This window comes from Pseudomonas sp. GW822-FHT06B12, assembly GCF_058799675.1.
The window spans coordinates 537,837-551,295 of sequence record NZ_JBXALR010000001.1; the positions used below are offsets into that span (position 1 = coordinate 537,837).

The window sequence follows — 13,459 nt, forward strand, 5'->3', positions numbered from 1 at the left end:
TGTGGGAGCGAGCTTGCTCGCGATAGCGGTATGACAGTCGATATCAATGTTGAGTGTCAGTCAGTCATCGCGAGCAAGCTCGCTCCCACACTGGGCCTTCGCCATGACCGCGGTAAAAAGGTCTGACTCCAGAATCCCTTGCAACCACGCCTGAAGATGCCGATAAGGCGTCTGCGCAAACCACTCGCGGTCGACATGCGCGAACTGGCGTATGAACGGCGCGAGGGCGACGTCTGCCAGGCTCAAATGATCGGCGACCAGATAAGTCCGCTGTTGCAGCAACTCATCCAGGTTACGCAAAAACACTTCACCCTCTGCGCGGTAATGCTCCATTGGATGTTCCGGGTAGCGCTCAGCGTACTTGTAGCGATTGAGGTGCAGCTTGAACACCTGATCGTTTGCTTCGATCAGCGCCGCGCCCCGTTGTTGCGCCGCAGGATCGTCCTTGAGCAACCAGTCCTGTGGGTCGTTCTGTTCCAGCGCCCACTGCATGATTTCCAGGCTTTGCTCAATCACCCGACCTTCAAGGCTCAGCACTGGCACGGTGCCCTTGCTCGACAGCGCGAGCATCTCTGGCGGCTTGGCCTTGAGGCTGACTTCGACGATGTTCAGCCCTACTGCGCTGTAACGCAGCGCCATGCGTGCGCGCATGGCGTAGGGGCAGCGACGGAAGGAGTAGAGTGTCGGCGTGCTCATTTGACCTCCAGCGTGCTCAGGCCATTGCCTTGGCGGCGAACCTGGATCTGCACGGGGATTCGCTCATGCATTTCCTGTACGTGGGAGATCACCCCGACTTTGCGCCCTTGTGCCTGTAGGCCATCAAGGGCGTCCATCGCCAATTGCAGCGACTCCGGATCAAGGCTACCGAAACCTTCATCAATGAACAGCGACTCGATTTTCAGTGTGCTCGACGCCATCGAGGCCAGGCCCAGCGCGAGTGCCAGCGATACCAGGAAGGTTTCGCCGCCCGACAGCGAATGCACTGAACGCAGTTCATCGCCCATTTCCGTGTCCATCACCAGCAAACCGAGCATGCTGCCGCCGCGCTTGAGCCGGTAGCGGCGCACCAGTTGGCGCAATTGGGCGTTGGCGTGATGCACCAGCAAATCGAGGTTGTAGGCCTGGGCGATCTTGCGGAAGGTGTCGCCGGTGGCCGAACCGATCAGGGCATTCAGCCGCGCCCAGCGCTGCCACTCGTTGTAAGCATCGCTAATACGTTGTGCCAGCGCCTGATTGGCGTCCTGACGGCGTTGATCTTCAGCTTGTTGCGCACGCAATTCAGCGCAGAGCTGTTCGCTGATACCGAACTGGTTTTGCAGCTCGCTGAGGGCGCTGGCCAGTTGCTCTGCCTCGAGGTTGCCGTTGTGCTGCGCCTGATGGCTGTGCAAGCGAAGTTCGCGCTCATGCAGTAGCACCTTGGCTTGCTCGATAGCTTTTTCGCTTAGCTGAAGCTGTTGGCGCAGTTGACTGACCTGCTCGTCGCTGAATGCCAGTAACTGCTCCAGACCACCGTCATCCAGTTCCGGATGAAGGGCGCGCCACTCGGCAATCTTGCTGCTCAGCTCAAGGCTTTCCGTTTCCAGCGTTTGCTGGCGTTGTTGCTCGGCCTTGAGCTCGGCGGCCAACTGAATCTGCTGGCTGCGGACTTCTTGCAGCTCCTGATTGGCCGTTGCTTCAGCCTGTCGGGCCTGCTCGACGACCTGATCCAGTTGCTGTTGCCACTGCTCGGCACTTGGCTGGTCGCCCAGCAGTTCGGCGAGTTTCTGTTGGGTGGCGTGTTGCTGCTCGGTCAGTGCGCTGAATTGCTGTTGCGCGGCTTCCAATTGCTGCACACGGGTCAGTTGCCGGTCCTGTTCTTTCTCCAGGTTTTGCTGGCGCTGCTGTTGCTCGCCGAGTTCTTCGCGTTGCCGCTCCAGTTGTTCCAGGCGCTGGGCGACCTGTTGATCAAGCTGCATGAAGGTCGCGGCGGGCTCGTTGCGCAAACCGTCGAGGATTGCAGTCGGGAGCAAAGTGCTGAACGCCGCGAGCTCTTCTTCCAGGCGCAGGCGATCGTTGCTCAACTCGCGCTGCTGGATCGCCAGTTGCTGGGCGGCCTGTTGACTGGCCTGGTCGGCCGCTTGCAACTGTTGCTGAAGACGTGCAGCGTCTTGCTGCAAGGTAAGCAGGGCGCTTTGTCGCTGTTCGTCCTGAGTAACGCTCTGGTTCAACTGAGCGCTTTGCTGATTCAGCCAGGTGTCGCGTTTGCCGGCGTCTTGCGCCAGTAACTGGGCGGCCAGCGGATGAGCCTCAAGGCTCGGTGTCAGGCTCTGCTGCTGGGCCTCCAGCTGTTCCTGTTGTTGCAGCAATTCCTTTTGTTGGGCAATCAGCCCGCCGACGTCGGTGCGCAGCTCTGCGAGTTTTTCCTTCAGTGTATCAACGGCTTTTTGCGCGTTGGCCTGTTCACCTTCGTCGTGACGACCAAGGCTTTGCAGCAACGCTTCAGGCTGATGATAAGGATGCTCGACGCTGCCGCAGACCGGGCACGGCTGATCGTCCTGCAACTGCCCGCGCAACTCTTCGACACTGGCACTGCGCGCCAGGCGCTGACGCTCCAGCAGTTCCTGAGTGACCTTCAGGGTTTGCTCGGCGACGGTCAACTCGGCCTTGCCCTGAACGCCTTCGCGGGTCAGGCGTTCGCGTTCTGTCTGGGTGGTTTGCAGGCGTTGTTGCAGTGCCTGCGCACGCTTGTCGAGCTCCTGCTGGCTGGTCCATAACCGCGCCAGTTCTTCGAAAGCGCGTTGCTGCTTGCGGTTGTCTTGCAGCAGGCTGCCGAGGATCTGGATCTGTTCAGCAACGGCTTCGGGTTCAGCGCCGGCTTCGCTGTAGAGCAGCTCCAGACTTTTGCGTTGAGTGCCGAGTTGGGTGGCGGTGTCGGCAGCCCGTTGTTCCAGTTCGAGCAGCTCGGCCTGGCCTTTTTTCAGGCGATTACCGACCAACATCAGTTGCTGCAATCGCTCGCGGTAGGCGTTCCAGGCGTCACTGACGGGAGCCAGTTGGATGCTCTGTTCCAGTTGCATCGCAATCGTCGCCAGGCGTTGGGCAACCAGCTGTTGCTGTTCGAGCATTCGCGCGATGGCTTGCTGGCCCTCAGTACTGGCCTTTTCAGCGTTGTGCTTGAGTTCGGCCGAAACGTTGATGGCCTGGGTCAGGCGAGCGAGGTTGCTCTGTTCTTCGAACGCCTGACGCAGCAGCGGGGCGTTGCTGCTGTGTAGGCCTTGAGCCTGGGTCAGCGCGGCTTTTGCGGATTCCAGGCTGGTTTCGAGTTGCACCTGACGGTTTTGCAGCTCGCCTTGTTGTTGGCTGTGTTGCTGAATCAGCGCGGCCAACGGGCTCAGTTGCGCGCTCAGCTCGGTTTGCCGGGCGAATTGATGTCGCTGCGGTGCCAGTTGTTCCAGGCGTGCCAGGTTCAGCCGCTCGCCAGCCTGGGCGTCCCATGACTGTTGGGCCTGTTGCAGTTGTTCAGTGGCGGCCAGTTGCTGGTCCTGCAACTGGTGCAGTTCCTTGAGCCAGGTGTGTTGCAACTCAAGCTGCTTGAGCTGCGCTTGCCGGGTTTTGAGTTGTTGCTGGGCGTCGTTGAAGCGCTGATCGAGTTCGGCTCGAGCCTCGGGCTCAAGCGGTGTGACGCCAGTCGCCTGATCCTGCAGCAGCTTGTGGGCTTCGCGGGTTTCTTTGCTTTTGTCGAAAGCGCGTTTGCCCAGGCGCGTGTAGAGCGCGGTGTCGGTGAGTTTTTCCAGCAGTTCGCTGCGATCGTTGTCATCGGCCTTGAGGAAGGCGCTGAACTCGCTTTGGGCCAGCATCACTGCGCGAGTGAACTGCTCGAAATTCAGGCCCAGCACGGTCTCAAGCTGAGTTTTATATTCGCCTTTCTGGCTGGCCAGCAGCTGATCGGTGTCGAGGTCGCGCAGGCTTTGGCGGCTGGCTTGCAGTTTGCCGTTGGCTTTTTCGCGGGCGCGATTGGCTTCCCAGCGCGCACGGTAGCGACGGCCGTCGATGCCCACAAAGTCGACCTCGGCATAGCCGTCACCGGTACCACGGCGCAACAGGGTGCGCGGGTCGCCGGTGGCGATCTCGCCATCTGCGTCCGGCACTTTGGCGTCACGCCCGGTGTTGTTGAGGCGTGGTACCGCGCCGAACAGCGCCAGGCACAGTGCATCGAGCAAGGTACTTTTACCGGCGCCGGTCGGCCCGGTAATCGCGAACAGGCCGGAGCTGGCCAACGGTTCGGCGGTGAAGTCGATTTCAAACGGTCCCGCCAGCGAGGCGAGGTTTTTCAGGCGGATTGCGAGAATTTTCATGGCTGTTCGCTCTCCTGCTGAACGTCTTGCAACAGCTGCGCAAAGTCCTTGAGCGTCTGTTCGTCGACGGCGCTGCCGTAGTTGTCCAGCCAGGCGCGGCTGAACAATTCCTGCGGAGTGAGCTGATCCAGTTCAGTCAATTGGCCATTGTCGTCTGTGCCGTCTCGACCGCCGGAGCCTGCATATTCGGCGGCAATTCGCACCAGCCGCACGGCTTTGCCCTGCAAGGCGGTTTCGATCTGTTGACGCAGGTCCGGCTGCGGTTCATCGAGGCGCACGCGGACTTCGAGCCATGGCTGGCGCTGGAGGTCGGCCAGCAGATCGATGTTCGGTAAATCCGCCAGCTGCGTCAGGATTTCGCTGAGTGGAGCAGGGCCCAGGCGTTGCAGGTTGACCGCGCGGGGGATTAACCGCGGTTCGACACTGAGCAGCGTCTCGCCATCGAGCGTGATGTCGAGAATCTGATGCTGGTAGCTGATCTCGGAAAACGACAGCGGAATCGGCGAGCCGCTGTAGCGAATGCGCTCCTCGCCATTGACCTTCTGCGGCTTGTGCAAATGACCGAGGGCAACGTAGCTGATGCTCGGCCCGAACATGCTGGCGGGCAGGGCCTCGGCATTGCCAATAATCAGGCTGCGCTCGGAGTCCTCGGACACCGAACCGCCGGCCATGTGCGCGTGGCTGATGGCGATCAACGCCTGACCGGGTTGGCGCTTGGCATTGGCCGCTTCAATCAGCCACTCATGCACCTGACCGATGCCACGCAGGTAGCTGTCGCCCAGATGGGCGCCGGTGACTTCGGCAGGGCGCAGAAAGGGCAGCGCCAGGCACCAGCCGGCGATTTCACCCGAGGCATCGGGCAGCGGAATCAGCAGGCGCTCTGCGTCCAGTTGCCCGTCATCGAGCCACAACACCCGACCCAGCGCGTGAGTGCGCAATCGCCGCATCAGCGGCGCGGGCAATTCGATTCGCGAGCCGGAGTCGTGGTTGCCGGCAATCATCACGATGGTCAGCGACGGCTGCTGTTCGTGCGCGCTGACGATGAAGTCGTAGAGACGTTCCTGGGCTTTGACCGGCGGGTTGACCGTGTCAAAGATATCGCCGGCGATCAGCAGCACATCGGGCTTTTCCAGGCCCAGCTGACGCAACAGCCAGTCAAGGAAACAACCGTGCTCGAAGTCGCGTTCCTGGCCATGCAGGTTCTGCCCAAGGTGCCAGTCGGAGGTGTGAAACAGACGCAAGGCGTACTCCGCTAAAAATAAGGTGATGGCCGCGTGGGAAATGATGGCGGCTAAAGGGGAGGGAGTTTACTGGCAAAAGGTCGGGAATGCAGAAAGGCAGAAAAGATCGCAGCCTTCGGGATGTACACCATTCCCCCGTAGGAGCTGCCAAAGGCTGCGATCTTTTGCTCTACTTGGGATAAAGCGGCGGCAAACCACTGTCGCCGACCGGGTCGTGGACCCGTTCGGCGATCGGGATGGCGCGGATCGCGCGCCACAGGTCTTCGCCTTGCCAGTACTGCCCGGCTTCGCTGTAAAGCGCGCCGTTCAGACCGTCCAGCGCGTCGGAAAGCGGCACGAAGCGGGCGGCCATGTCGGCCAGGGTTTCTGGCTGTTGGCGAGCCCAGGCGTCGAGTGCCTGGCGGGTGGCGTGCGGGTCGTTGGCCTGGCTGGCGCGCTTGAGGTCGTCAAGCAAGGTGCGCGGGCTCGGGCCGGTTTGTGCGGCGCGCAGGATCGCCGGTTGCCAACGCGCACGCCACCACAGGCCAAAGCCGAGCAGGGTGGTGCAGGCGAGGATCAAGGTGCTGAGTTTCCAGTACCAGAGCTCTTCGCTGTCAGCCGTTGCGGCAAGCGGCGCATTGCCGGCCGGGGTGTCGACCGCAAGGTTCGGGTTGTTGACCGCGTGCAGGGTTCGGGCCGGGAGACTGCTGCGCTCCAGATGATCTTCATGGGTGTTCCACCAGATTACTTCCACGGGGGATAGCTCGATTTGCCCGGTGCGGGTCGGCACCAGTGCCTCGCGGTCTTCACGGCTGCCGGTCAGCCCGCGTTCGCCGTGCTGATTGCTCAGTTGCGGTTGGTCGGGGTAACGGCGCAGGCCGCTGGCGTCAGTGATGGGCAGGGGGGGCAGTTGTGAACTGGCCAGGCCTTCGGCTTTCAGGGTCAGGCTACGGGTCAGAGAGTCGCCGACCTGAATCCGGTCCGGCTCCGGGCTCCAGCTTTCACTGAGGCTCAGGCTGCGCGCGGGTAGCCAGGGAATATCGGTCGGGTAGTCGGCCGGTTTGGCATTGACCGTCAGGATCATTTCGGCGGAACTTACGCGAATCACTTTGCCCTGTTTTGGGCTTTGGGGCGCGGGTGCCTGCGTGGGTTGTGCGTCCACCAGCGTAGCGCTGAACACTTGCGCCGGGATCGTCAGCACGCCGCTGTGTTGTGGGTAGATCGCATAGCGCAGCTCGATCACGCCGTGGCGCAGACCATTGATGGCCTTCTCGTACGTGCGTGGCTCGCCCAGCTGTTCGACGCGACCATCGGGAATTTGCAGCGGGGTGACGTTGCTGTCGTCAAACAGCGACACCGAGTGATAGATGCGCAAGGTCAGAATAGCCTGAGCCTGCACGTATACCGTGTCCTGATCGAGACTGGCTTCGATGAACACCGGCGCCAATGTGTTCGGGCTGTTTTGAGTAGCGCTTTCGACCACTTGCAGGCTGATCGGTTGGCTTTTGTAATCACCGAGCTGAAGGGGCGGGATGACGATCGTGCCGTTCTGCCGGGGCAGCAGGGTGATGATCCAGCGAGTGGTGGCGTGGCTGTCGCCGCCCAGGGCCGTGAGCTGGTTGACCTGGCGGGTACCGCGAACCTCGAACAGCGGCTCAAGTGCGCTCAGGTCCGGTTTGCCGAACTGCGTGACATCGCTGGATTCGAGAGTCAGCTCGACCGTCTCGCCGGAGTTCACGCGGCTGCGATCGACGCTGGCAACCAACCCTTCAGCCTGGGCGCCAACGGTCCAGAGAAAAAGGCTGAGCAATAAGGCGGTGAAGCGGGTCATCGAGTTTTTCCCTGATCCTGATGTTGTTGCTGTTCGTACCAGAATTTACGTCTAAGCAGTTCGCCCGGCTCATCCGGGATTTTACGCAGCCATTGCTCCAGGGCCTGCCGTTGCTCGCCGTCGAAGTTGGCGTCGGCGCTGCGGTTCGGCGGTGTGGTGTGTTGTTCGTCGCCCAACTCACTGCCTGGCACTTCATTATTGCCCGGTTGTGGCGGGCTGTCGGTATTGCTTTCGCTGTTGGCTTCAGTGTTCGGTTGCGCTGTTTGAGCGTCGGTCTTCTGCTCGTCGCTGGTCGAGGGCTGTGTCGCCGCACCCGGGGGTGGAGGTTGCTGAGTCTGCGGGTTCTCTTCGCCGTCGGTCTTTTCCGCTTCGCTGGGCGGTGTGGGGCCCTTCTGTTTGATCAGCGCTTCTACCAGTGCTTTGTTGGTCAACGCCGGACGTAAATCAGGTTGCAGTTCAAGGGCCTGCTCATAGGCGTCGACGGCAGCTTCCAGTTCGCCGCTTTTAGCCAGGGCGTTGCCGCGATTGTAGTGCGCGCCGGCGTCGTTGCCTTCGGCGAAGCGCTCGGCGGCAGCGGCGTATTCACCGGCTTCATAGAGCGCGACCCCTTGCCACTGCGGATCCTTGAAATGCTTTGCGGCTTCGGCGGGCTGTTGCTGCTTGAGCAACTGCTGACCTTGTTGGTCCGGGCGCAGCCAAAGATCGTTGAACTCGAAGGCGTAACTCGGTTGCGGCAGCATGAACAGCAGTGGCAGGCAGAGCAGCCAGCCGCGGCGTGCCGCGCAGGCCGTGAGCAACAACAGTGGCAGCAACAGCCAGTAGCCCTGATCGGCCCAGGTATCCAGACGCAGCGTCTGGCCACCGTTGCGCAAGCCATGTGGGCTATCGAACAGCCCGAGACCACGCAGGTCGCTGTCGTCCAGCCGTGCTTGTCGGTAACGTCCGTCCATGTCGCTGGCAAAGGCTTTCAGGCTTGGCCCGTCGAGACGCGGCACGAGAATCGCACCCTGCGCGTCCTTGAGGAAACTGCCGTGTTCGTCGGTGACCGGTGCACCTTGCGGGGTGCCGACGCCGAGCATCAACCACTCCGGTTCCTGACCGCTGAGGGCCTGACGAATACCCTGGCGCTCCTGTTCGGTGAGGGATGAACCGATCAGCAGAATCCGCCCCTGGCCGAGGGCGCCACGGTTGAGCAATGTCAGCGCCTTGGTCACGGCCAGATCAGCACGATGACCCGCCTGAGGCATGATCGACGGTTTGAGCGCGTCCAGCAGGTTACGGCTGGTGGACAGGTCGTCGGAGAGTGGCACCAGGGTGTGCGCACTGCCGGCATAGACGACGATGGCGGTTTGCGCATCGCTGCGGGCTTGCAACAGATCGAGCAGTTTGCGTCGGGCCTGATCGAGGCGAGTTGGCAGCACGTCGGTGGCGAGCATTTCCGGCGTCAGTTCAAGGAGAACCACCAACGGGTCGGCGGGTTTCTGCGCGAACTGTTCAACCCGTTCCCAGCCAGGCCCCAGCAGGGCCAATAGCGCCAGAACCCAGGCCAGGCCCAGGGCGATCCATGGCAACTTGCTTTCACGGCCACTGCCACCACTGAGCAGTGCGGCATGGAAGGCCGGCGGCAGGATCATCTGCCAGCGTCCCGCGCGTTTTTGCCGGTGCCAGAGTTGCCACAGCAACCAGCCCAATAGCGGCAACAGCAACAACCACCAGGGACGGAACCAATGCGGCCAGAGCTCGATCATCGACGCCTCCGCAGACGAAGGCGTTTAAGCCGTTGGTGCCAGTCCGGGTGCTGTTGCAGAAAATGCGACTGGGTGAAAAAACGTTGCAGCGGGTTGTCTGGCCAGCGCGCGCGGATGACCAGCAAGATGCTCATCAGTAGCGCGGCGGCCAGCGGCCAGCTGTACAGTGCTTGCGCCGGGCGGGCCTGAGTCGGTTGTTGAGTCACCGGTTCCAGTTGATCGAGGGTTTCCTTGATCGCCTGCAGTTCTGCGCCATCGCGGGCGCGAAAGTAACGTCCTCCGGTGGCTTGTGCGATGGCTTTCAGGGCAGGTTCATCGAGGTCCATGGTCGGGTTGCCGGCCAGAAAAGCCAGAGGGCCGCCTTGCTCCGGATCGGCACCGATGCCGATCGGGTAGATTTTCACCCCTTCTTCGGCGGCCAGTCGCGCGGCGGTCAGTGGATCGATTTCGCCGCCATTGTTGGCACCGTCGGTGACCAGGATCAGTACGCGGCTTTGTGCCGGGCGTTGGCGCAAGCGTTTCAGGGCAAGGCCGATGGCGTCGCCAATGGCGGTGTTCTTGCCGGCGATGCCGATCCGCGCTTCGTCGAGCCAGATACGCACGGTGTGCCGGTCGAAGGTCAGCGGGGCTTGCAGATAGGCCTGGCTGCCGAACAGGATCAGGCCGACGCGATCGCCATCGCGTTTTTCGAGGAAGTCACCGAGCAAATGCTTGACCAGCGTCAGGCGGCTGACGTCTTCGTCCTGCCATTGCATGTCGGGGAAGTCCATGGAGCCTGACACGTCGACGGCCACCAGCAGGTCGCGTCCACTGGCGGCAATCGGCAGCGGTTCGCCGAGCCATTGCGGGCGGGCGGCGGCGATCAACAGCAGCAGCCAGAGCAGGATAAGCGGCGCTTGCTGGCGCCAGGCCGGCAGGTTGGCGCGGGCGCGACGCCGGACCAGGCCTTCAAGATCGGTCAGAAAGCTGACGTTGAGCGCCGGTTCGCCGCTGTCGGCGACTGGCAGCACAATCCGCATCAGCCACGGCAGCGGCAGCAGGGCGAAGATCCACGGCCAGGCGAACTCAAACATGTTTGCGAATCCAGGTGTCGACAGCTTGTGTCAGGCCGGCGATAGCCTTGTCGTCGAGTTTGCATTCCGGCTTGTAGGCGCCTTCAACCAGGATCATCCAGCGGGTCAGGCCGGCTGCCGGACAGCGGTTGTCGAGAAACGCCAGCCATTTACGACCATTAAGGGTGTGGCTCTGGCTGTAGGGGTAATGGTTGCGGCACAGGCGCTTGAGCAACCCGTTGAGTTGCTGCAACCAGGCGCCGGCCGGTGCGCCGTCATACGGCTTGGGCATTTGTGCCAGTTCAGCCAGCGCAGCCAATCGCACCGGATCCAGCGGCTGTTCGGCGCGCACAGTGGAGTGCTTGACGGGAATAAAACGGCGCAGTTGCCACAGGCCGAAACCGATCAGTGGCAACAGCACCAGCAGCAACCACCAGCCCGGTGCCGGCGGCCAGAGGTCGATGGGGGGCGGGGTCATCAATGGTTGCAGTTGATCGAGGCTACTCATTTGCTTTTACCCGGACGTTGCGGGTTCAGGTATTCACGCAGTTGTTCGACCATCGTGCTTTGAGTGCTAAGGGGCATTAGCAGGACACGCAGTTTCTGTGCCAGCAGTTCCCAGCGGGCGATGCGCGCTTCGGCCTGGGCGCGATAGGTTTGACGCAGGTCGAAGTTCAGCGTATCGAGTTCAAGTTGTGCCCCGCGCTCGGCGAAACGCAGCAAACCGGCAGCGGGCAGGGCGTGGTCGAGTGGATCGGAGAGTGGCAGCAACAGCAAATCACAGTGCCGTGACAGCAGGCTCAACTGTTGCTCGGCACCCTCGGACAAGGCGCGCTCGTCGCAGATCACGATCACCAGGCTTCCCGGACGCAGTACCTCGCGGGCCCGGCGCAGGGCCATGCTCAGGCCGTCGCGATCGGGTTCTCTTTCGGTGTTGAGAGTCTGGTTGACGCGCACCAAACGGTTGAGCAATTGCAGCAGGCTTTGCTTGCTGCGCCGGGGTTTGATTTCGTAGTGCTCGTTGTCACCGTACACCAGCCCGCCCACACGGTCGTTATGCCCCAGCGCAGCCCAGCCAATCAGGCTCGCGGCTTGTGCGGCCAAGACTGATTTAAACATCAGCCCCGAGCCGAAAAACAAGCGGCGACTCTGCTCGACCATGATGAAAATCGGCCTCTCGCGCTCTTCGTGAAACAGTTTGGTGTGCGGTTCCTGGGTGCGTGCGGTGACGCGCCAGTCGATGGTCCGCACATCGTCGCCGGCCTGATAGACCCGCACCTGATCGAAGTCCACGCCACGCCCGCGCAGCTTGGAGTGGTGCAGGCCAATCAACGGGCTGCGCTGGCTCGGCGTGGAAAACAACTGCACTTCGCGCACGCGATGGCGCATCTTGATCAGCTCGGAGAGGCTGACGTGGATACCCGGTTCGGGCGCAAGCGGTGTGCTCATGAGGGTCAAGCGACAGCTACGACGTCAAGAATCCGCTGGACCACACGGTCCTGGTCAATGCCCGCGGCTTCGGCTTCGAAGGAAAGAATGATGCGATGGCGCAATACGTCGAACAGCACCGCTTGAATGTCTTCGGGGCTGACGAAATCGCGACCGGCCAGCCAGGCGTGAGCACGCGCGCAGCGGTCGAGGGCAATGGAGCCACGCGGGCTGGCGCCGTAGGCAATCCACTCGGCCATTTCCGGGTCGAACTTGCCCGGCGTGCGGCTTGCCATGACCAACTGCACCAGGTATTCCTCCACGGCGTCAGCCATGTACAAACCGAGAATTTCCTTGCGTGCGGCAAAAATCGCTTGCTGGCTGACTCGGCGCTCGGGCTTGGTCTCGCCGTTCAGCGCTTCACCACGGGCCTGTTGCAGAATGCGCCGCTCGACGGCCGCGTCCGGGAAGCCGATTTTGACGTGCATCAGGAAGCGGTCGAGCTGGGCTTCGGGCAGCGGATAGGTGCCTTCCTGCTCGATCGGGTTCTGGGTGGCCATGACCAGAAACAGCGGCGACAGCTCGTAAGTGCTGCGCCCGACACTGACCTGCCGCTCGCCCATGGCTTCGAGCAAGGCCGACTGGACCTTGGCCGGTGCCCGGTTGATTTCGTCGGCCAGCACCAGGTTGTGGAAGATCGGCCCTTGCTGGAACACGAAGCTGCCGGTTTCCGGGCGATAGATCTCGGTACCGGTGATGTCGGCAGGCAGCAGGTCGGGAGTGAACTGGATGCGATGGAACTGCGCTTCGATACCTTCGGCAAGCTCTTTGATGGCCTTGGTCTTGGCCAGGCCAGGTGCGCCTTCGACCAGCATATGGCCGTCAGCAAGTAGTGCGATGAGCAACCGCTCGATGAGTTTTTCCTGGCCGAGAATCTGCGTTGAAAGAAAGGTTCGCAGCGCAAGCAGCGCTTCACGATGTTCCATCGATGACTGTTCCTGGAGAGGGTGAGCCAAGGCGTTCTAATAACGCCAGGGCTGGGGGCGTTACTTTAATCCATCGCAGGGGGTGGCGACTAACGGCATTTTGCGCAAAGAGCGTGAATTGATTGGCGATTGTTGGAAATTGGCGGGGCTGGTGAATGGTGGTGTTCATTCGGGCGCCATCGCGAGCAAGCTCGCTCCCACAGGGGATCTGTATGGGTTGCAAAATCAGCATCCGGCATAAATCCAATGTGGGAGCGAGCTTGCTCGCGATGGCGCCGGCACAGGCGCGGAAATTCCAAGGCTCAGAGCTGGCTGATATAAGTGCCAGTGCCCTTGAGGATGTTCTGCAGGGTTTCTTCGACTTCCGCCAGGTCGGCGGCGTCGGTGTTGTGAATGATTTCCAAAGAGTCATCGCCATTCAGCGCATCGGCATCAGCGGCGGCGATTTCGATCAGCAGGCGGGTAGGGCTGAGGGTGACTTTCACACCGTCGAGGGTGGACGGCTCGCCATCGAGGGTAATCTCCAGCTCGTCTTCGTCCGGGTAACGCGTCATCAAAAACATGTCGCCCTGATTGCTGTGGCAGCAGAGCATGGCCATGTTGTCTTCTTCGTCGTCGCACGGGTTGGCGATCAGGTGGGCGGTAGTCATTTGCATGGGAAATTCCTGGCTCGGCGAGCGTGGTGAAGGCCACAAAAGGCAATTCTGCCAGCCGGAGGGAATTTCTGCTCGCCTGACTGTCAGATCATGTGTCGTGAACATCCCGGGTGTTGCTGGTCATTTCTGGTACGGATGTGCCGCAAATACGGGCATAAAGCCGTCTTTTTCTCGCACGAGTGCTAGTGTTGTTCGATGCGCTGC

General features: G+C 61.5%; 11 protein-coding genes. All 11 read right to left on the bottom strand.

The window, feature by feature from the left end; all coding sequences use genetic code 11:
* Positions 1–60: 60 nt before the first annotated feature.
* Positions 61–696 (bottom strand): glutathione S-transferase, encoded by a 636-nt coding sequence (locus tag AC1RKH_RS02620; protein ID WP_493060981.1) that lies wholly within the window; start codon positions 694–696, stop codon positions 61–63.
* Positions 693–4,334: an AAA family ATPase gene (locus AC1RKH_RS02625; protein ID WP_493060982.1), complete on the bottom strand. Its 3,642-nt coding sequence runs from the start codon at positions 4,332–4,334 to the stop codon at positions 693–695. The genes AC1RKH_RS02620 and AC1RKH_RS02625 overlap by 4 nt, the downstream gene beginning before the upstream one ends.
* Complete coding sequence (locus AC1RKH_RS02630; RefSeq protein WP_493060983.1) at positions 4,331–5,575, bottom strand: exonuclease SbcCD subunit D C-terminal domain-containing protein; 1,245 nt, start codon at positions 5,573–5,575, stop codon at positions 4,331–4,333. The genes AC1RKH_RS02625 and AC1RKH_RS02630 overlap by 4 nt, the downstream gene beginning before the upstream one ends.
* Positions 5,576–5,744: 169 nt before the next feature.
* Positions 5,745–7,385: a BatD family protein gene (locus AC1RKH_RS02635; protein ID WP_493060984.1), complete on the bottom strand. Its 1,641-nt coding sequence runs from the start codon at positions 7,383–7,385 to the stop codon at positions 5,745–5,747.
* Complete coding sequence (locus AC1RKH_RS02640; protein WP_493060985.1) at positions 7,382–9,133, bottom strand: VWA domain-containing protein; 1,752 nt, start codon at positions 9,131–9,133, stop codon at positions 7,382–7,384. The genes AC1RKH_RS02635 and AC1RKH_RS02640 overlap by 4 nt, the downstream gene beginning before the upstream one ends.
* Positions 9,130–10,206, bottom strand: coding sequence for a vWA domain-containing protein (locus tag AC1RKH_RS02645; protein WP_493060986.1), 1,077 nt, complete (start codon positions 10,204–10,206; stop codon positions 9,130–9,132). The genes AC1RKH_RS02640 and AC1RKH_RS02645 overlap by 4 nt, the downstream gene beginning before the upstream one ends.
* Positions 10,199–10,693, bottom strand: coding sequence for a DUF4381 domain-containing protein (locus tag AC1RKH_RS02650; protein ID WP_493060987.1), 495 nt, complete (start codon positions 10,691–10,693; stop codon positions 10,199–10,201). Before AC1RKH_RS02650 ends, AC1RKH_RS02645 begins: the two co-directional genes overlap by 8 nt.
* Positions 10,690–11,634 (bottom strand): DUF58 domain-containing protein, encoded by a 945-nt coding sequence (locus AC1RKH_RS02655; RefSeq protein ID WP_493060988.1) that lies wholly within the window; start codon positions 11,632–11,634, stop codon positions 10,690–10,692. The genes AC1RKH_RS02650 and AC1RKH_RS02655 overlap by 4 nt, the downstream gene beginning before the upstream one ends.
* Before the next feature lie 5 nt (positions 11,635–11,639).
* A complete protein-coding gene (locus tag AC1RKH_RS02660) occupies positions 11,640–12,599 on the bottom strand; it encodes an AAA family ATPase (protein WP_493060989.1) in 960 nt (319 codons plus the stop codon).
* Positions 12,586–12,768, bottom strand: a complete 183-nt coding sequence (locus AC1RKH_RS02665) for a hypothetical protein (protein WP_493060990.1) — start codon at positions 12,766–12,768, stop codon at positions 12,586–12,588. Before AC1RKH_RS02665 ends, AC1RKH_RS02660 begins: the two co-directional genes overlap by 14 nt.
* A gap of 133 nt (positions 12,769–12,901) precedes the next feature.
* Positions 12,902–13,255, bottom strand: a complete 354-nt coding sequence (locus AC1RKH_RS02670) for a hypothetical protein (protein ID WP_493060991.1) — start codon at positions 13,253–13,255, stop codon at positions 12,902–12,904.
* Positions 13,256–13,459: the final 204 nt, after the last annotated feature.